The 18,683-nt window shown below is 74.1% G+C and carries 15 protein-coding genes; 11 read left to right on the top strand and 4 right to left on the bottom strand.

Annotation, left to right across the window (positions count from 1 at the left end):
* The first annotated feature begins 12 nt into the window (after positions 1-12).
* The 9 genes from AB0E19_RS00435 (at position 13) to AB0E19_RS00395 (ending at position 13,064) form a co-directional block, all read left to right on the top strand.
* On the top strand, positions 13-1,983 hold the full coding sequence (locus AB0E19_RS00435) for a hypothetical protein (protein WP_362170798.1): 1,971 nt from the start codon (positions 13-15) through the stop codon (positions 1,981-1,983).
* A gap of 23 nt (positions 1,984-2,006) precedes the next feature.
* Complete coding sequence (locus AB0E19_RS00430) at positions 2,007-3,152, top strand: hypothetical protein (RefSeq protein ID WP_362170794.1); 1,146 nt, start codon at positions 2,007-2,009, stop codon at positions 3,150-3,152.
* Positions 3,149-4,126 (top strand): polyprenyl synthetase family protein, encoded by a 978-nt coding sequence (locus AB0E19_RS00425; RefSeq protein ID WP_362170791.1) that lies wholly within the window; start codon positions 3,149-3,151, stop codon positions 4,124-4,126. Before AB0E19_RS00430 ends, AB0E19_RS00425 begins: the two co-directional genes overlap by 4 nt.
* On the top strand, positions 4,116-6,032 hold the full coding sequence (locus AB0E19_RS00420; RefSeq protein ID WP_362170788.1) for a geranylgeranyl reductase family protein: 1,917 nt from the start codon (positions 4,116-4,118) through the stop codon (positions 6,030-6,032). The genes AB0E19_RS00425 and AB0E19_RS00420 overlap by 11 nt, the downstream gene beginning before the upstream one ends.
* Positions 6,033-6,115: 83 nt before the next feature.
* Positions 6,116-6,724, top strand: a complete 609-nt coding sequence (locus AB0E19_RS00415) for a TetR/AcrR family transcriptional regulator (protein WP_362170786.1) — start codon at positions 6,116-6,118, stop codon at positions 6,722-6,724.
* A gap of 430 nt (positions 6,725-7,154) precedes the next feature.
* On the top strand, positions 7,155-8,081 hold the full coding sequence (locus AB0E19_RS00410; RefSeq protein WP_362170783.1) for a TauD/TfdA family dioxygenase: 927 nt from the start codon (positions 7,155-7,157) through the stop codon (positions 8,079-8,081).
* Positions 8,082-8,310: 229 nt separating this feature from the next.
* Positions 8,311-9,672 (top strand): MFS transporter, encoded by a 1,362-nt coding sequence (locus AB0E19_RS00405; protein ID WP_362170779.1) that lies wholly within the window; start codon positions 8,311-8,313, stop codon positions 9,670-9,672.
* Between the two features lie 77 nt (positions 9,673-9,749).
* Positions 9,750-11,507, top strand: coding sequence for an aldehyde dehydrogenase family protein (locus AB0E19_RS00400; protein WP_362170776.1), 1,758 nt, complete (start codon positions 9,750-9,752; stop codon positions 11,505-11,507).
* Positions 11,508-11,579: 72 nt separating this feature from the next.
* Entirely contained in the window at positions 11,580-13,064 is a 1,485-nt protein-coding gene (locus AB0E19_RS00395) for a long-chain fatty acid--CoA ligase (RefSeq protein WP_362170773.1), read from the top strand.
* Between the two features lie 378 nt (positions 13,065-13,442).
* Here AB0E19_RS00395 and AB0E19_RS00390 read toward each other — a convergent pair whose 3' ends face one another.
* Positions 13,443-13,703: a hypothetical protein gene (locus AB0E19_RS00390; protein WP_362170770.1), complete on the bottom strand. Its 261-nt coding sequence runs from the start codon at positions 13,701-13,703 to the stop codon at positions 13,443-13,445.
* Positions 13,704-13,758: 55 nt separating this feature from the next.
* The gene (locus AB0E19_RS00385) at positions 13,759-14,208 is read right to left on the bottom strand and encodes a hypothetical protein (RefSeq protein ID WP_362170767.1); all 450 of its coding nucleotides are present in this window, start codon (positions 14,206-14,208) and stop codon (positions 13,759-13,761) included.
* A 250-nt stretch (positions 14,209-14,458) separates the two neighbouring features.
* Here AB0E19_RS00385 and AB0E19_RS00380 point away from each other — a divergent pair, with 250 nt between their 5' ends.
* Positions 14,459-15,640 (top strand): RICIN domain-containing protein, encoded by a 1,182-nt coding sequence (locus AB0E19_RS00380; protein ID WP_362170764.1) that lies wholly within the window; start codon positions 14,459-14,461, stop codon positions 15,638-15,640.
* 27 nt (positions 15,641-15,667) lie between these two features.
* Here AB0E19_RS00380 and AB0E19_RS00375 read toward each other — a convergent pair whose 3' ends face one another.
* Positions 15,668-17,101: an amidase gene (locus tag AB0E19_RS00375; protein ID WP_362170761.1), complete on the bottom strand. Its 1,434-nt coding sequence runs from the start codon at positions 17,099-17,101 to the stop codon at positions 15,668-15,670.
* Positions 17,102-17,250: 149 nt separating this feature from the next.
* Between AB0E19_RS00375 and AB0E19_RS00370 the strand changes: the two genes are divergently transcribed.
* Complete coding sequence (locus AB0E19_RS00370; protein ID WP_362170758.1) at positions 17,251-17,844, top strand: TetR family transcriptional regulator C-terminal domain-containing protein; 594 nt, start codon at positions 17,251-17,253, stop codon at positions 17,842-17,844.
* Between the two features lie 19 nt (positions 17,845-17,863).
* On the opposite strand, the gene AB0E19_RS00365 is transcribed toward AB0E19_RS00370, so the two are convergent.
* Positions 17,864-18,619 carry a glucose 1-dehydrogenase gene (locus AB0E19_RS00365; protein WP_362170755.1) on the bottom strand — a complete coding sequence of 252 codons (756 nt, stop codon included), beginning with the start codon at positions 18,617-18,619 and terminating at the stop codon, positions 17,864-17,866.
* Positions 18,620-18,683: the final 64 nt, after the last annotated feature.

Genomic DNA, 18,683 nt, shown 5'->3' with positions numbered 1-18,683 from the left:
ACCGGAGGGACCATGCCCGGAATCGCCACCCACCTCACCGTGCTGAACCAGACGGTCGCCCGGCTCGCGGCGTCGGGCGACGCGGAGCTGACGGCGGTCGCGGACGCGCTCCGCGCCCAGCCGGCGTACGCGCACCTCGGCGCGATCGGACCGGCGCTGGCGGACTTCATGCCCAACGGGCGCGTCGAGGGCGACGTCACCGCCGACCCGAACCCGTACGCCTACGTCTGGAAGCAGATCTTCGCCCTGCTCGGCGGCGACGAGTCCCGCTTCCCGGGCAGCGGCGTGGGGCTGCACGCCGTCCTCGTCCGCATGCGACGCATCCTCGACGAACTCACCACGGTCGCCGACGCGGAGGACTGCGACCGGCTGGAGGACATCAGGGACGGCAACGTGCCGGGCGTCGGCCTCGGCGACATCGAGACGACCGCCAACGACTTCGCGAAGATCATCGGCGCCCTCGACCCGACCACGCGCCCCATCATCGGGGAGATCGCCTCCACCATCACCGACCGGCTGAAGCCGGTCGTCGACACGGCCGCGCCGACCGATCCCGTGCCACCACCCGAGGACTGGCACGCGCGCGACTTCCTGCACTGGCGACGCACCGGCGCGTTCGTCGACGCGCTCCTGGCCGAGGCCGCCGCCACCGGCGACGACCGGCTGCGGGCCTACGCCTACGGCTATCTGATCGGCTACGCGGCGAACGTCTGCGGCAGCCCGTTCGTCAACTCCTGCGTCGGCGGCCCGCACCGCACCCAGTGGTGGCGGCGCAGGTTCACCAACAACTTCATCGACGCCTGGGTGCACGGCCACTACGCGCAGGACCCGCGTCCGGCCCCGGTGGACGCCCCGGCACCGCCGTACCCGCAGTGGCCCTCGCTGTGCTCGGCGAACCTCCAGAAGCTCATCGAAATCCAGCCGATGGACCCGGCCGCCCTCCTCGTCGACATCAAGCAGAACCGCGACCTGCCCGCCGGGGTGATACCCGACGACTTCGCCCAGTCGTGGTTCAAGGCCCTGACCACCGCCCATCCGGGGCCGCTGCCCGCAGGACTCGCCGCCGAGGAACTCAACGGCGCCTACCAGATGACCTGGCTGATGCTCTGGGTCCAGACCAGCGGCGAGATCGTCGGCTGCAACTTCGGCGCCCCCGTCGAACCCCCCGGCGGCTGCGGCACGGCCCCCGGCGAGCTCGACCCCTTCGTGCCGGCCCCCGGCGGCGGCCCGAGCCTGCCGCCCGCCTTCGACACCGACCTGGAGGACACGACGGCGGTGGTCTGCGGCATCCTCCTCGCCATCCTCGGCGGACTGCTGCTCCTCGGCGGCGCCCTCGCGGCCGGCGCCGTGGTCATCGTCGCGGCCGTCGCGCTCCTCGACTGCTCCAACGTCGTCGAGTGGCAGAAGCTGCGCTGCCAGTTGTTCTGGTACCGGATGTACCTCTACAACGGGCTCAAGGGCATGAACGAACTCCTCGCGCTCGCGGGCTTCGCCTACCCCTACGCCGAGATGCTGGCCGAGGACGAGATCGTCTCCGCGACCCTCTCCGGGCTGCCCTTCGAGTCCGGACGCAACCTGGTCAAGTCCCGCGTCGACGACCGGGAGTTCCCCTCCAAGCCGTGGGACGGCAGCATCCTGACCTTCAACCAGCGTCCGACGGCGGCCAACCCCGGCTTCGAGAAGCCGAGGACCACCGCCTACCGGGCCGCCGTCTACCCGTCCCACTTCATCGACGACGACGTCAACAACCCGCTGTCCAACGGCGACATCGGAACCGCCGGCGCCTTCCCCGTACGCCTCGGCCCCGACGGGCAGCCCCTGCCGTTCGGCAACGCCGTCGCCAACGCCGTCGACCTGCTCTCCCGACTCGCCGCACCGCGACCCGGCTGGAACCTCGACGGCGACCGCGGACTCGCCCACCTGACATGGGAGTTCGACGGCGGCTACGACCCCGACGCGGTCACGATCCGGCCGGCCCCGTGAGCACGGCGCGCCAGGAGGCAACCATGAGCACCCACCGTCGGCGTCCCCCGCTCGATCCCGGCATCGGCCTGGAAGGCGTACAGGAGGCCGGGACCGGGCACCACGAGAAGCTGCACCGGGCATGGGCCCGGCTGGCGAAGGAGGGCCGGACCTGGACGCCGTTCCTGGTCGTGCCCTACAAGCCGGTCGTGCCGGTGCTGCCCGGACAGACCCCGGACCTCGGCCGGATCCGTCCCGTCCCGGCCGGGGAGGCGTTCTGGGCCTCGCCGTACATCGTCGTCGAGAACAGCGGCGGCATCGGCCTGACCGCGCGCGCCGGCGAGGACAACTTCGTGCACGCACGGGTGTTCAACTTCGGCCGGGCCACCTCCGTCCCCACCCAGGTCGACTTCTACTGGGCCGACCCCTCGCTCGGGGTGAGCGCGGGCACGTGCCGACACATCGGCACCGAGTGGGCCGAGATCCGCCACGGCGCCTCGCTCGACGTACGCTGCCGCACCCCCTGGGTACCGGAGTTCCTCAACAACGGTCACGAGTGCCTCGTGGTCAACACCTCCAACCCCACGGCGACGGCGTCCCCCGGCTCGGTCTTCGGCCCCTTCGACCCGATCCAGGTCCCCTTCGGACCCCGGCTGGACCGGCACGTCGGCCAGCGGAACCTGACCGTCGAACCGGCCCAGGGCGGCTCCACGGCCATGACGCTGACCCTCACCAACCCGCTGCCCTTCTCGGCGCGCATGCTCGTCACGCTCAGGGCCGGCATGTTCGAGATCGACGCCGAACACCTCGCGAAGACCGGCGAGACCGAGGTGCTGACCGGGCTCGCCGCGCTCGCAGGCGACCCGGACGCCCCGAAGGAAGGGCCCGTCCGCCGCGTCGGCCGGCCGCCCGCCGTCAAGGTCGCCGTCGGCGAGGTCGTCGGTACGGTCCCCACCGACGCGACCCGCGGCTACGCCGCCGCACTCGTCGAGCACGTCGGCAAGGGACCGGACCCGGAGGCCGGAGAGATCGTCGCGACCGCCCGGATGCGGGCCGGGGAGCAGCGCGGCGTCGAGGTCGTCGCCCACGCCGTGGAACCGAAGGCCGGCTGGTTCACCGTCGTCACGCTCGGGCAGACGTGGGAGGACCTGCCGCTCGGCGGCTACACCCTCGTCGGGGTCGTCGCATGACCACCACCGCACGGCCCGCCACCACGGGCGACGACCCGGCCCGCGCGCTCGACGCGGCCAACCGAGCCGTCCTCGCCGCCGCGGACACCGCCCTGCCCGGCGTGGACGCCGTCCTGCGGCACCTGCCGTCCCACGCCGGCAAGGGCGTCCGGCCCCGCCTGGCCCTGCTGGCCTCGGCCGCCGCGGCCCCCGGCGCGCCCCCGCCGGTCGAGGTCGCCGCGGGCGTCGAGCTCATGCACCTCGGCACCCTCCACCACGACGACGTCGTCGACGAGGCACCCGTACGCCGGGGACAGCCCACGGTCGCGGCCCTGTGGGGCAACCGCGCGGCCGTCTTCGCGGGCACCTTCCTCCTGTCGAGGGGCACGGAGCTGGTCGCGGGAGCGGGAGAGCAGGCGGCGCGCGCCGCCGCCCGGTGCACGGCCGACCTGTGGCGCGGGCAGACCCGCGAACTCGTCTCCGCGTTCCGAGTCGACCGCACGGAACGCGACTACCTGGACGTGATCGCCCTCAAGACCGGCGCGCTGTTCGGACTCGCGGGCCTGGCCGGTGCCCTCGCCTCGCACGCCCCCGCCGGGACCGCGCACGCGCTGGAGCGGTTCGGCCGGACCTGGGGCACGGCCTTCCAGCTCGCCGACGACCTCGCGGACCTCACGAGCACGGAGCTCCGGCTCGGCAAGCCCGTTACCGCCGACGTCCGCGCCGGGATCTACACCCTGCCGGTCATCGCCGCCCTCGGCAGGGGCGGCGCGACCGCGGCCCGCCTGCGCGCCCTGCTCGGCGTGCCGGGCCTCGACGGGCCGGGCGCCGAGGAGGTCCGCGCGCTGGTGACCGACGCCGGGGGAGTCGACCGCTCGCTGACCGTCCTGCGCGGTCTGCTCGGCCGCGCGCACGCCGAACTCGGCCCCGTCCCCGCCACATGGGCGAGGGCACGGCTGCACGAGCTGGTCGAGGAGGTGGGTGATGGCGTCTGACGTCGATGTCGTCGTCGTGGGTGCCGGGCCCGCCGGCTGCGCCGCGGCCACGTCCCTGGCCCGGCGCGGCCGGACCGTCCTGCTCCTCGACCGGTCCCCGATCCCCCGGGAGAAGGCGTGCGGTGACGGCCTGACCCGCGCGTCGCTCGCCCAGCTCGACCTCCTCGGCTGCCGGCCCGAACTCGCCCCGTACCAGTCGGTGCGGGGGACACGGCTGTCCTTCGCCTCCGGGGCGGAGTTCACCCGGGCGGCCCCGGGTGTACGGGGCCGCGTGGTGCCCCGCGCGGTCCTCGACGCACTGCTCGCCGACCACGCCCGGTCGGCGGGCGTCACCGTGGCCCCCTCCTGCCGGGCCACGGGCCTCCTCCGCGCGGCCGGCCGCACCGTCGGCGTCCGGTACGCCGACGGCGCCGCGGACCGCCGGGTGACCAGCCGCTTCGTCGTCGCGGCCGACGGAGCGACGTCGGCGCTGGCGCGGGCCGGCGGCCTGGCACGGCCCACCGACCGCACCGGCTTCGCCGTACGGGCGTACGTCACCGGACTGCGCGGCCTCACCGACGAGTTCCGCGTCCTGGTGCCGCTCGTCGACCCGGCCACCGGGCGGACCCTGCCGGGATACGGCTGGGTGTTCCCCGTCTCGGCCGACGTCGCCAACGTGGGCGTGGGCTGCCTGCGGATCCGACCGCAGGACGCCGGGGTCAACCTCCGCACGGTGTTCCGGGACTTCCTCGGAACCCTGGAGTCCGACGGGGCCCCTCGGCCGGGACCGCTGCGGGGCGCGCCGCTGCCCTGCGACTTCGACCCCGACCGCTGCAGCGACGGTGCCCTGGTCCTGGTCGGCGACGCGGCCCGGCTCGTGGACCCGCTGTCGGGCGAGGGCATCGACACGGCCCTGGAGTCCGGCGTGCTCGCCGCCGGCATGATCGAGCGCGCGCTCGCCGCCGGGACGTACGAGATACCCGGCTACGGCGCGGAGCTGCGGCGGCGCTTCGGCCGCCGGATCGACGCCGCGTGGTCCCTCGTGGAGCACCACGAGTTCGTGTGGAACGTCGTCAGCGGAGCGGCGACCGTCGAACGACCGCTCCACCGCGGAGCCCGGCGAGCCGTCAGCGCCTACGACAACGGCGCGCCCGAACCGGCGGAGGCGGAAGGACCCGCGGAGGCGGAAGGACCGGCCGCGCTGCGCCGCTGGCTGGAGCGGCACGGGCTGCTCGAAGAGGTGCGGGCGGCCCGCCGGGCGGTGCGCGAGGAGGCGGGGGACGAACTGCCCCTGCTGGCCGGCGCGGTGACGGAACTGCGCGACGCCGTGGCGGAGCAGACCCGGATCGCGTCGCTCCTCGTGTGCGCCGGGGCCCTCGCGGAGCCTTCCCGGCGACGGGACGCGCGCCGTCTGGCCGTCGCCTCCGAACTCGCCTGCCTCGCGCTCGCCGCGCACGAGGACGTCCTGGACGCGCTCCCGGACGGCGGTCCCCGCGCCGCGAACCTCTTCGCCGTCTCCGCGGGCGACGCGCTGCTGTGCCGGTCCCTGGAACTCGCCGCCGACGTCGGCGCGTGGGCCGTACGCCTGATGAGCCGGGCGAGCGCGGACGTGTGCGCGGGCACCCTGCTCGGAGGGCCCGGCGCCGTGTCCCTGACCACGGGGACGGTGTTCGCCCTGCCCGTACGCCTCGGCGCCCGCCTCGCCCATGCCGACCCCGCGACCGTGACCCGGCTGAGCGCCGAGGGCCGCCGGCTCGGCAACACGTGGGCGTCCTGGGAGGGGGCGCGCCGGTCGGAGGCGCCCGAGGAGGCGCGGATCGAGGTCGACGACCGGCGCGCTACGTGCGCCGTGCGCACGCTCGACCGCCTCGCCCGGATGGCCCTGCCCCGGACCGGACCGGCCCCCGCCGGACGGCTCGCGGCCTGAGCGCGACGGCGGACGGCGACCTCGTCGTTCCGGATGTCGACGTCGGGTGCGGGCCTCGGCCGCCCGCCTCGTAGGGTCGGTCCATGACCAACAGGCAGTCCGGCGCGGACGTCGAGGGCAAGGGGCCGGGGCGGCCGCGGGACGAGCGGATGACCGGCGCCGTCCTCGACGCGGTCGTCGAGCTGGTGGCGGAGCAGGGGCTGGCGGAACTCACCATGGCGGCCGTCGCCGCCCGGGCGCGGGTCAGCAAGCCGGCCATCTACCGGCGGTGGCCCACCAAACAGGACCTGGTGATCGCGGCGGCCGAGTCCCGGGTCGGCTCCCTGACCGTGCCGGACCTGGGCAGCTTCCGCGAGGAGCTCCGCGAGCTGCTCACCGCGCGCATGCGGCAGTACCGCGTGCCCGGCGTCGACCGGCTCCTGGCGGGCGTGATCGGGGCCGCGGCCGAGGCGGACGCGGAGCGGAGCGTGTACGGCGCCTACACCGGCCGGGTCACCGGCGAGACCCGGCGCATCCTGGAGCGCGGCGTCGTCCGCGGCGAGGTACGGCCCGACACGGACGTGGCGGCGGCCTCGACGCTCGTCGCCGGCTCGCTGCTGTTCCGCATGCTGGCCGAGCAGGGCGTCCCGGACCAGGGGCTGGTGGACGCGGTGGTCGACATGGTCGCCCGCGCCGTCGGCACGGAGGGCTGAGGACGGCGGCAGGGGAGCGGGGCCCCTGGGTGCCGACGAGGCTCACCGGCACCGTGGGACCCGAATGCCGGTTGCGGGGCGCGTTTCCGGGGGAGTAGCCCGTTTTCCCCCGTATGGCACTACGTGCCGTGGTCTGGCACTGCGTGCCGTCAATCCGCCCCGGTAGTCCTCGCCCGGAGGGCTCATCGCGCCAGTGCCGCAAATTTTCGGCCACACCCCCTTGCCGAGCCGCGGTCGAATATCGATACTCCCGGTAACGAATTTGGTGAACCCCCGTTCGCGCGATCGGCACACGGACGCCCCGGACGCCCCGGACGCCCCGGATGCCCCGGACATCCCCCGGAATCCCCGGCATCCCGGACGTCCCGGCCGACTCCCGCCGTGCGCCGCGCCGGTCCACCACCCCGCCTCCCCGAAGAGGAGCAGCCGCATGATCACCGACGCCGTCGTCGACCCCAAGCCCGTTCTCGACAAGCCGCTGATGCACTACGGGCGGCGCGAGCTGAACCGCACCGCGCCCGGGACCGCCCCCACCGCCTACACCCTCTTCGGCGTCAAGCCGCTGACCCCGCACTTCGGCGCCGTCCTGACCGACATCGACCTGACCCGCCCGATCACCGACACGCTCGCCGAGGAGCTGCGCCAGGCCCTCCTCGAATGGAAGGTCATCTTCTTCCGGGAGCAGCACGGCTTCACCACCGACCACCACCAGGCGCTCGCCGCCGTCTGGGGCCCCACCGAGCCCAACCCCTTCTTCCCGAAGACCGGCACCGCCGGCGTCTCCCGCCTGGCCAAGGACGCCAAGGCCGCCGGCAACAAGAACATCTGGCACAGCGACCACTCCTTCATGGCCAACCCGTCCCTCGGCGCGGTGCTGCGCGCCGTCGAGGTGCCCGAGGCCGGCGGCGACACCATGTGGGCCGACATGGCCGCCGCGTACGACAACCTGCCCGACGACCTCAAGGCACGCATCGAGAACCTCACGGCCGTCCACGACTGGGAGGCCAGCTGGGGCGCGCTGATGGACGAGGGGCAGAAGGCCGCCTTCCGCGCCGACTGGCCGCGGGTCGAGCACCCCGTCGTCGTCCGCCACCCCCGCAGCGGACGCAGGACCCTGTACGTCAACGAGCCCTTCACCCGCTTCATCAAGGGCCTGTCCGAGGCCGAGAACCGCGACCTCCTCGACATGCTCGTCCTGCAGGCGCGCATCCCCGAGTTCCAGATCCGCTTCCACTGGGAGCCCGGCTCCCTCGCCATCTGGGACAACATCGCCACCCAGCACTACGCGGTCAACGACTACTTCCCCCGGCGCCGCGTCATGGAGCGCATCGCCATCGCCGGCGTCCCCCTGGCCTGACCAGACCCGCCCGCCCCCGCCCGGCCCCCTGGGCTTCCGACGGTGTCGCGTCGAGCCCTCCCACGGGGCTTCCGGCAGCCCGCCGCCGGAAGCCCCGCCACCGGAGGAAGTCCCACTTCCGGAAGTGCGACGACCGGAAGCCCCCGCCGAGAGCCCCCGCCGAGAGCCCCCGCCGAGAGCGCCCCCGCACCTCCGCACCCCCGCAGCCCCGCACCCCCCGGAGGACCCCGTGACCGCCGCCCCGACCCGACCCCGCCCCGCCCCCCGGCCCCGCCCGCTGAACGACGGCACCACGACCTCGAAGCGCACCGGCCGCCGCGCCTGGACCGTCACGGGCCTCCTCGTCGTCTTCATGATGGTGAACTTCGCGGACAAGTCCGTACTGGGCCTCGCCGCCGACGAGATCCGCGCCGATCTCGGCCTGACCGCGACCCGGTTCGGGTTGGCCAACAGCGCCTTCTTCCTGCTCTTCTCCCTCTCCGGCGCCCTCGTCGGCCTGCTGCTCGCCGACCGCGTGAAGGCCAAGTGGCTCCTGCTCACCATGGCCGTGCTGTGGTCGCTGGCACAGATCCCGCCCGCGATCGGCGGCGGCCTCGCCGCCCTGATCGGCTCCCGCCTCGTCCTCGGCGCGGCCGAGGGCCCCGCCTTCCCCGTCGCCCAGCAGACCGCGCTGTCCTGGTTCCCCGACCACCGCCGCAACCTCCCCGGCGCCCTGGTCACCCTCGGCGTCACCCTCGGTGTCATCACCGCCGCACCGGGCCTGACCTGGGTCATCCAGGAACACGGCTGGCGCGCCGCCCTGTGGGTCGTCGCCGCGGTCGGCGCGCTGTGGGCCCTCGCGTGGTCGGTGTTGGGCGGCGACGGCGCCTTCCGGACCGACGACACCCCCGACCGGGACGACACCCCCGACCGGGGCGCGCCCACCGTGCCGGACGACGCCGCCGGCCCCGCAACCGCGCTCCCCGGCTACCGGCGCGTCCTCGCCACCCGGACCTGGATCGGCATCACCCTCGCCTACTTCACCAGCTACTGGATCGTCGGCCTGATGGTGGCCTGGCTCCCGTCGTACCTGCGCAACGGCCTCGGCTACGCGGCCGACACCGCCGGCACCCTCGTGGTCACCCCCTGGGCCGTCGGCGCGGTGGTCCTGCTCGGCCAGGCCGTGCTCACCGGCCGGCTGATGCGCCGCGGTGTCGGCAGCCGCACGGCCCGCGGCCGGATCGGCGGCGCGATGCTCCTGATCGGCGCCGTGAGCCTGTTCTGCGTACCGCTCGCCGACGGCACCCTTGCCAAGACGGTGCTGCTCGCCGTCGGCCTCGGCACCGGCGGCTCCTACGCCACCATCGCCGCGACCACCATCGCCGAACTCGCCCCGCCGCGCCGCCGCGGCGGCGCCCTCGGCACGATGAACGCACTGGTCACCACCGCCGGCCTCATCGCACCGGTCGTCGTCGGCAGGCTCATCGACACCCAGGGCAACGCCGGCTACGAAACCGCCGTCCTCCTCTCCGGTGCCCTGCTCTCCCTCGGTGCCCTCGCGTCGTTCACCCTCGTCGACCCGGCCCGCGACGCCGCCCGCCTCCGCACGTGACCTGCCCCGGTCTCCGTACGCGATCCGACTCCCCCCGCACGTGCCCCGCCCCGCCCCCTCCCCCTGGAGCCACCCCCGTGACCACCTCCCTCGTCGACACCGGCGCCCTCGACCGCGCCGTCGCCGACCTGCGTACCGGCCAGGACGGCTGGGCCGCCACCCCGCTCGCCGAACGCATCGCCCTGCTGGAGCGGATGCTGCCGCGCATCGCCGCCCGGGCCGCCGAGATGGCCGCGGCGGGCGCCCGCGCCAAGGGGTACGCCCCCGATTCCCCCGTCGCGGCCGAAGACTGGATCGGCGCCCCCTGGGCCATGGCCCAGAACGTGACCGCGCTGCTGCACGTGCTGCGCCGGATCGCCGCCGGGCGGGAACCCCTGCCCGCCCACGCCGTCCGCGAACACCGCGGTCGTACGGTCGTCGACGTCTTCCCCGTCACCGGCTGGGACCGGCTCCTGCTCAACGGCTTCACCGCCGAGGTGCACACCCGGCCGGGCACCACCCCGAGCCAGGTACGCGACCGCGCGGCCCGCGCCTACCGCGGCCGGGCGCCCCGGCCGCGGGTCTCCCTCGTCCTCGGCGCGGGCAACGTCGCCGCGATCACCGCCCTGGACATCCTGCACAAGCTGTACGCGGAGAACCAGGTCGTCGTCGCCAAGACGAACCCGGTCAACGACTACCTGCGCCCCCACTTCGCCGAGATCTTCGCCGAGTTCACCGCCCGCGGCTGGGTCCGCTTCGTCGCCGGCGGCGCGGCCGAAGGCGCCTACCTCGCCGCCCACGACGGCATCGACACCCTGCACGTCACCGGCAGCGAACGCACCCACGACGCGCTCGTGTGGGGCACCGACGACCGGGCCGGGGAACGCCGCCGCGACGACACCCCCCTCCTCGACAAGGAGTTCACCAGCGAACTCGGCGGCGTCAGCCCCTGCATCGTCACCCCAGGCCCCTGGACCCGGGCCGACTTCCGCCACCAGGCCGAGCACATCGTCACCAGCAAGATGAACAACTCCGGCCACAACTGCATCGCCAGCCAGGTGCTCATCGTGCCGGCGGACTGGGACGGCACGGAGAAGCTCCTCACCGAGATACGCCGCGTCCTGCGCGCCCTCCCGCCCCGCACCGACTACTACCCCGGCGCCCAGGACCGCCTCGCCGCCGTGCGCGCCGCCCACCCGGAGACCGAAGTGCTCGGCGCCGACGGCTGCCGCCTGCTGGTCCCCGACGTCACCGACCGCGACGATCCGCTGCTGACCGGCGAGGTCTTCGCCAGCGCGCTGGCGGTCGTCCGGCTGCCGTCCACCGCTCCGGGCACCGCCCCGGCCGGCGTCCCGGCCGGCGATCCGGCCACCGATCCGGGCGCCTTCCTCAAGGAAGCCGTCGCCTTCGCCAACGACGTGCTCCCCGGCACCCTCGGCGCCACGCTCCTCGTCCATCCCCGGACGGAGAAGAGCCACCCCCGGCAGGTCATCGAGGCCATCGACTCCCTCCGCTACGGAACCCTCGGCGTCAACTGCTGGTCCGCGATCGGCTTCCTGCTCGGCTACACCCCCTGGGGCGCCCACCCCGGCCACACCCGCCGCGCCATCGGCTCCGGCATCGGTTTCGTCCACAACGCCTTCATGCTGGAGGACGTGGAGAAGACCGTGCTGCGGGCCCCGTTCGCGCCCGCGCCGCGCGGCCTGTTCACCGGATCGCCCTCGATCTCCCCGCGCCCCCCGTTCTACGTCACCAACAGGACGGCCCTCACCACGATCCGCCGCGTCACCGCCTTCACGGCGGCGCCCTCCCTCGCCCAACTCCCGGGTATCTTCACGTCCGCGCTGCGCGGCTGACGGCAACCACGCCGCCCACGACCCTCCCCGCCCACCCCTCACCACCCCGCACCACTCCCGAGAGGACCACCGATGAACCTCGCCGACCTCGTCACCCGCAGCGCGGCCGCGCACGGCGACCGCACCGCCGTCGAACTGGGCACCACCCGGATCTCCTACGCCGAGCTCGACGCGACCGTCGGCCGCGTCGCCGCCATGCTCGGCGCCCGCGGCGTGCGCCCCGGCGACCGGGTCGGTGTGATGCTCCCCAACCTGACGGAGTTTCCCGCCCTGTACTACGGCGCGCTGCGGGCCGGAGCCGTCGTGGTTCCGATGAACCCGCTCCTGAAGGCCCGCGAGATCGCCCACTACCTCCAGGACTCCGGCGCCCGGCTGCTCTTCGTCTTCGACGCGGTCGCCGCCGAGGCCGCCAAGGGCGCCGAGGGCGGCGTCACCGAACTCGTCCCCGTGGCGCCCGGCGCCCTCGCCGGCCTCCTCGCCGACCACCCCGACCCGGTGACCACCTCGGTGGGCGGCGGCGAGGACACCGCCGTGATCCTCTACACCTCCGGCACCACCGGCAAGCCCAAGGGCGCGGAACTCTCCCACGACAACATCGCCCGCAACACCGAACTGTGCGCCCGCGACCTCTTCGACCTCCGACCGGAGGACGTCGTCCTCGGCTGTCTGCCGCTCTTCCACACCTTCGGGCAGACCTGCGGGATGAACACGGCCGTGTCCGTCGGCGCACGCCTCACCCTGCTGCCCCGCTTCGAACCCCAGGCCGCCCTCGACACCCTCGCCGCCGGCGGGGTCACCGTGTTCCTCGGGGTGCCGACCATGTTCTCCGCGCTCCTCGCCGCCCGCCACCGCTCCGCCGGCACCCACGACGTCTCGGCCCTGCGGCTGTGCGCCTCCGGTGGCGCGTCCCTGCCGGTGGAGGTCCTCCACGGCTTCGAGAAGGCCTTCGGCAGCCCCGTCCTCGAAGGGTACGGAATGTCGGAGACCTCGCCGGTCGCCACCTTCAACCACCCCGACCGCCCCCGCAAGGCCGGCACCGTCGGCACCCCGCTCCAGGGCGTCGAGGTCCGCCTGGACGCCGTGAAGGACGGCATCGGCGAGATCTGCGTACGCGGGCACAACGTCATGAAGGGCTACTGGAACCGCCCGGACGCCACCGCCGAGACGCTCGTGGACGGCTGGCTGCACACCGGCGACCTCGGCCGCGTCGACGAGGACGGCTACCTCTCCATCGTCGACCGGAAGAAGGACATGATCATCCGCGGCGGCTACAACGTCTACCCGCGCGAGATCGAAGAGGTCCTCTACGAGCACCCCGCCGTCGCCGAGGCGGCCGTCATCGGCCTGCCCCACGACGAACTCGGCGAAGAGGTCGGCGCGGCCGTCACCCTCCACGAAGGCGCCACCGCCACCCCCGACGACCTCCGCGAGTTCGTGCGCGCCCAGGTCGCCGCGTACAAGTACCCCCGCGTGGTCTGGCTCCTCGACGAACTCCCCAAGGGAGCCACCGGCAAGATCCTCAAGCGGGAGATCGCCCCGCCGCACCCGACCGCCTGACCCGGCACAGGCGCGGGGGAGGGCGAGGGAAGGGTTACGGGGAAGGGCACGGACACAGCGTGCCCCCGCTGTGCCCTACTGCTCCAGCCTGGTGTCGCGGCCGACCTCCTCCCGGCGGCGAGGTCGCCGCGCACCTGGTCCAGGTGGGCGTGGATCGTGTCGATGGAGTGGTCGGAGTCCCGGTTCGCCCTTGCCTGGCGCGCCGACGACGGTCGCCCCCTGGTCCGCGACTACGCACGTGCGGCAGCCGGCGCAGCGGCGTCCACGCGAACCTGACCCGGACCGCGACGGACCGCGCCGCCGGACTCGTACGGGAAGCGCCGTGCCCCGTCACCGTGACGGTTTCGCGGTGACGGGGCACGTGGTGCGCGGGCGGGGTCAGGCGACCAGGACGTAGAGGTCGTACAGGCCCCCCGCGTTGCGGACGCACTTCGCGGATCCGGCGTACGAGTCGCGGAGTTCGACGCAGTCGCGGTACGGGAACTCGCCGATCCACTCCCAGCCCGCGGCCAGGGTGGGTGCCGACACCGAGGTCCGGGCGGCGGCCGGGGCGGCGGCGGAGGCCGCCGTCGTCGCCGTCATGACCAAGGCGGCCGCGGCGGCGCAGGCGGCGAGGGCGCGCTGTGCGGTCGTGCGCATGACTTCTCCCTGAGGTAGGTGATGCGGTGGACGTGCTGTCGACGCGCGCGCTCCGTCAGGAGCAGGGCGTGGTGATGGTGTTCGCGTCGGCGGAGACGTTGCCGGAGTAGATCCACCCGTACGGGGCGGCGCCCCCGACGCTGACGAAGTACCACTTGTTCCCGGACTCGTTGTACGTGTAGCACCAGCCGCCGAGCCGCGTGCCCACCCGCAGCGTGTAGCCGCTGGCGTTGTCGCAGCCCGCGCCGGGGCCGGTCCTCAGCCAGATGGCGTTCGTGACGCCGGCGCCGCCGGGCCCGTTCGAGCCGGGCTCCCAGTCGCAGGCCGCGGCGGTCGCGCGGGGCGCGTCCGACGGGATCCAGTCCGGAGCCTCGTTCCCCGTGGAGGCCGCGCTCCCGCGGTCGTGGCTCTGGGTCGCGAGGGAGGCGGACGCCGCGGGCACACCGGTCGCCAGGACGGCGGCGGCGAGCGAAACGGCGGCGAGCGCCGAACGAACCTTGTGCATGGAGTGCGTCTCCTTCGGTGGTCGGGTGGGTCGGATGGGTCGGTTCCCCCGTTCGGCACCAGAAGGTGTCAGCCCTCCGGACGGCCGTTCCAGGGGTTCGACCTGTCCCGGACAGCGCGCCCGCCGTCCTCGCAGGCCGGAGGCGCCTGCCCCGCCGTGTCCCGGACGCGCGCCCGTGAGCCATCGCCCGTCCGGCGACGACCTGATTCGGGCTGGCTCGGGCCCAGCCGCACCGGAGATGCTCGGGGGCATGCCTCCGACACCCGCTCTCCCGGATCCGGCAGACGCCCGATCTCCCGCCGAACTCGCCCTGTACATGCGGGAGTTGAGAGAGGCGTCCGGGCTGACCTATCGGGATCTGGAACAGCGTGCGGAGCAGGCCGGCGAGGTCCTTCCGCGCAGCACCCTGGCGACCGCCCTGAGCCGGGACGCGCTACCCCGGCCGGAACTGCTGCGCGCCTTCCTGATCGCGTGCGGGCACCGGGACCGCGTCGAGGCGTGGACGGCCGCCCGCGACCGCATCGCGGCGGAAGGCGGCGCCCGCACGCACACGCCGGCAACCGGGAATCCGATCGCGGACCGGATGTTGGATCCGAACGCGGACCGGATATCGGATCCGAGCGTGGACCGGATATCGGATCCGAACGCGGAAGACCGGATAATGGATCCGAACGCGGACCTGAACATAGCCCCGGCCCCGGCCCCGGTCCTGGTCCCGGACCCCGGCCCCCGCCCCGCCGCCGTCCGCTCCCCGCGAACCTCCCGCAGAGGTACGTCCTCCGCTCCTCGGGCCCGGCCCGCGCGGCGCCTCGTGCCGCTCGCCGTCGGACTACTGGGGCTCGCCGTCGTGGCCCTGGGCGGTGGCCACTTCGTGCGGGCGGGCTTCCCGGTGAGTGCTCCGGCCGACCCCGTCGTCGCGGGACCGGGCACGGGCCCGCGTCCCGGGCCGGTCGAGGCCGGCACCTACCGGATCCGGGCGGTCGGATCCGGGCTGTGCCTGGGGGAGTCGACCTCCCGGGACGGCGGGGGCGCGGTGGAGCAGTACGCCTGCCCGACGACGATCCCCGTCTACCTCCTGGAGCCGGCGGGCGGCGACCAGTACACGATCCGCTCCCTGCACCCCGTCCTGGGACACGGTTGCCTCGGCGTCGACGCCGGTCTGAGAACCGAAGGCGCCCGGCTGATGAACGACTACTGCGGCCGCCGGGGCACCGCCGAACGGTTCCGCATCCGGGCGGCGGCGGGGGCGGCCGCCGGCACGTACCGGATCCTGCCGGTGCACACCGGAGCCTGCGTCACGGTACCCGGCGGCAACCGCACCCCGGGCGCAGCGGTCATCCAACTCCCGTGCACACAGAGACAGTCGGGCCAGCTCTTCGCCTTCGACCCGGTTCCGGCCCCCACCGCCATCCCGGACATCAGATCCAACTGACACCGGCGAGGGAAGGGCGTCGGAGGTTCAACGGGTCGGGTCGACGCCGTCGCGTGGGTCGATCGGCGCGAGGACGCCGAGCCGGTCCTCGATCGCCTGGGCCGCGTCGAGGCACAGGTCCTCCCGGAACGCGCGCCCGACGACCTGTACTCCGGTGGGGAGCCCGTCGGCCGTCCCGGTGGGGACGGCGACCCCCGGTACGCCGACGAAGCTGGTCACGGTGCACAGGCGCATGGCGGAGGCGACGCGGTTCCGCCCGGCCCTGTCCCGGGACTCCAGCCCCGGCTCGACCGGCGGCTCGGTGAAGACCGGCCCCAGCACCAGCGGGTACGCGTCGAGGAATTCGGCCCAGGAGCGGCGGATGTTCATCCAGATGCCCATCAGCTTCATGAACTCGGCCGCGTCGGCGGCCGGGGCCTGCTCCATCGCCATCGCGATGTAGCGGTCCCCGCCCTTGCCGAGCAGTGCGCGCACGGCCGGCCACGTCGGCGCGAACTCGGTCGCCGTGATCCGGCCGTACGCGTCGAGGGCCTCGTCGAGGCGCGGCACGTCCCGTTCCTCGCGTACGTCGTACCCGGCCTCGCGGAGCGCGTCGGCCGCGGCGGCGACGGCCGCGCGGACCGTGGGATGGACACCGTGCCCGCCCGGGTCCGCGACGACCGCCACCTTCACCCGTCCGGGAAGGGGTTCGCCGTACAGGGGCACCGGCACGGCACGCGGGTCGCGCGGATCGGTCCCGGCGAGTACCTCGTACGCCAGCCGGAGATCGCCCACGCTGCGGGCCAGCGGGCCGTCCGTGACCAGCATCTGGGATGCCGGGCCCGGATCGTCCGGGCCGAGGAAGCGGTGGTCCGCGGGGAACCGCCCCGTGGACGGCTTCAGCCCGGCCACGCCGCAGAACTGGGCCGGGACGCGCACCGAGCCGCCGGAGTCGTTGCCGAGCCCGATCGCCGCCATGCCCGTGGCGACGGCCACCGCGTCGCCGCCGCTGGAGCCTCCCGGGGTCCGCCCGCCGTCCCACGGATTGACCGTGTCGCCGAACAGCTCGCTGCGCGTGTGCATCCCCGCCAGGATCAGGGTGGGGATGTTGCCGTGACCGATGGGGATGGCCCCCGCCGCGCGCAGCCGTGCCACCGGCGGCGCGTCGGCCGCCGCCACGAGGTCGCGGAAGCGCTCCGCGCCGAACGTGGTCGGCACGCCTTCGATGGCCGTGGACTCCTTCACCGTGAAGGGCACGCCCGCGAGCGGCCCCAGCGTCTCACCGGCGGCCCGTCGGCGGTCCGTGCGCGCCGCGTCGTCGCGTGCGCGCTCGGCGAGGAGCTGCGTGACCGCGTTCACCCGAGGGTTGACCTCGGCGATGCGCTCCAGGTGGCTGTCGACCAGTTCGACGGCCGAGACCTCACCGCCGCGCACGGCCTCCGCCTGCGCGGCGGCCGACATCCTCCACAGGGCATCCCGCATGACTGACTCCCACCGTCCTCTCCGCCGTACCGATGCGATCGCATCGGAACCGTGACGGAACCCTACCCCGCAACCGATACGGGTGCATCGGATAAAGTCGTTCCACGAAGCGGGCGAACCGCTGTGAACGAAGAGGAAGGCCACCGGGCATGCCCAAGCAGGTGGATCACGCCGGCCGACGCCGTCTCATCGCCGAGGCCGTCTGCCACCTGGCGGACGAGCGGGGCCTGGAGGGCGTGACCCTGCGCGACGTCGCGGCACAGGCGCGGGTGTCGATGGGTGCGGTGCAGCGGTGCTTCCGCACCAAGGACGAGATGCTCGTCTTCGCGCTCGCGCACATCGGCGAACGGATCGGCGAGCGCGTACAGGCCCGCCTCGTCAGGAGCCCGGCCCAGTCGGCCGGCACGGCCCTGGGCCACGCCGCCGACGAACTCTCCCTGCTCCAGGCGGAACACCGCGCCGAGGCGAGGGTCTGGCTCGCCTTCGTCGCGCAGGCGGCCGTCAGCGAGACACTCGCCGGCGCGCTGCGGGCGAACTACGCCCCCCTGGAAGAAGCCTTCACCCGGCTCATCGGGGAAGCCGCCGAAGGCGGGGGCCGCACCGCCCCCCTCGACCCCAGGCGTGAGGCCCGCACCCTCCTGGCCCTGGCGGACGGCCTCACCACCCACGTCCTCATCGGCCATCTCGCCCCCCAGGACGCGCAGGGCATCCTGCACGCGCACCTCGCGCACCTCTGGGAGTAGCGACCCGGCGGCCTCGGCGTCAGCGGTTGGGCACGGACCCGACGAGGCCGCCGTCGATCACCAGGTCCTGGCCGGTGATGTAGGAGGCGTCGTCGGAGGCGAGGAAGGCCACGGCGGCGGCGACCTGGTCGGCGTGCCCGATGGTGCCGAGCGGGACCTGGGCCGCGTTGCGGGCATCGGCCTCGGGGTCGGGAACGGCGCCGCGGTACATCTCGGTGTCGATGTAGCCGGGGCTGACGGAGTTGACGCGGATGGCGCGCGGGGCCAGGTCGGAGCCGAGGGTACGGGCCAGGTTGTGCACGGCGGCCTTGGTCGCCGAGTAGACGGAGGCGACGGGCAGGCCGCGGTGGAGGGTCCAGGAGGCGTTGAGGATGATCGCGCCGCCGTCCTTCAGCAGGGGGAGCGCCTTCTGGACGGTGAAGAAGACGCCCTTGAAATTGACGTCGACGGAGTGGTCGAAGTCGGCTTCGGTGATGTCGGCGCCGGGCTTGAAGACGCCGGTGCCGGCGTTGGCGAACACGACGTCCAGGTCGCCCCGCCAGGTCTCGACGCGACGCATCAGGGCGTTCAGACCGTCCAGGTCCGCGACATCGGCCCGGACGGTCAGCAGGCGTTCTCCTGCGTCGAGTTCGACGGCGGCCTGGGCGAGTCGGGCCTCGTCGCGTCCGGTGACGACGACGTGGGCGCCCTCGTCGAGGAGACGGCGGGCGGTGGCGAGGCCCATGCCCGAGGTGCCGCCGGTGATCAGGACCGTGTGGTCGGTGAATCGCTTCATGCGGCCGATCCTCCGCCGCCGGGCGGAGGATCGGCAGTGCGGGACGATCCTGGGTCTGCCACCA

The organism is Streptomyces sp. NPDC047974 (assembly GCF_040653375.1).
Lineage (GTDB): Bacteria > Actinomycetota > Actinomycetes > Streptomycetales > Streptomycetaceae > Streptomyces.
This window is presented reverse-complemented; position numbering and strand designations above follow the sequence as displayed.

Excerpts from the sequence above, each read along its gene's own strand:
- AB0E19_RS00435 (WP_362170798.1), top strand. The coding sequence starts at position 13 with ATGCCCGGAATCGCCACCCACCTCACCGTGCTGAACCAGACGGTCGCC.
- AB0E19_RS00430 (WP_362170794.1), top strand. The coding sequence starts at position 2,007 with ATGAGCACCCACCGTCGGCGTCCCCCGCTCGATCCCGGCATCGGCCTG.
- AB0E19_RS00425 (WP_362170791.1), top strand. The coding sequence starts at position 3,149 with ATGACCACCACCGCACGGCCCGCCACCACGGGCGACGACCCGGCCCGC.
- AB0E19_RS00420 (WP_362170788.1), top strand. The coding sequence starts at position 4,116 with ATGGCGTCTGACGTCGATGTCGTCGTCGTGGGTGCCGGGCCCGCCGGC.
- AB0E19_RS00415 (WP_362170786.1), top strand. The coding sequence starts at position 6,116 with ATGACCAACAGGCAGTCCGGCGCGGACGTCGAGGGCAAGGGGCCGGGG.
- AB0E19_RS00410 (WP_362170783.1), top strand. The coding sequence starts at position 7,155 with ATGATCACCGACGCCGTCGTCGACCCCAAGCCCGTTCTCGACAAGCCG.
- AB0E19_RS00395 (WP_362170773.1), top strand. The coding sequence starts at position 11,580 with ATGAACCTCGCCGACCTCGTCACCCGCAGCGCGGCCGCGCACGGCGAC.
- AB0E19_RS00390 (WP_362170770.1), bottom strand. The coding sequence starts at position 13,703 with ATGCGCACGACCGCACAGCGCGCCCTCGCCGCCTGCGCCGCCGCGGCC.
- AB0E19_RS00385 (WP_362170767.1), bottom strand. The coding sequence starts at position 14,208 with ATGCACAAGGTTCGTTCGGCGCTCGCCGCCGTTTCGCTCGCCGCCGCC.
- AB0E19_RS00380 (WP_362170764.1), top strand. The coding sequence starts at position 14,459 with ATGCCTCCGACACCCGCTCTCCCGGATCCGGCAGACGCCCGATCTCCC.
- AB0E19_RS00375 (WP_362170761.1), bottom strand. The coding sequence starts at position 17,101 with ATGCGGGATGCCCTGTGGAGGATGTCGGCCGCCGCGCAGGCGGAGGCC.
- AB0E19_RS00370 (WP_362170758.1), top strand. The coding sequence starts at position 17,251 with ATGCCCAAGCAGGTGGATCACGCCGGCCGACGCCGTCTCATCGCCGAG.
- AB0E19_RS00365 (WP_362170755.1), bottom strand. The coding sequence starts at position 18,619 with ATGAAGCGATTCACCGACCACACGGTCCTGATCACCGGCGGCACCTCG.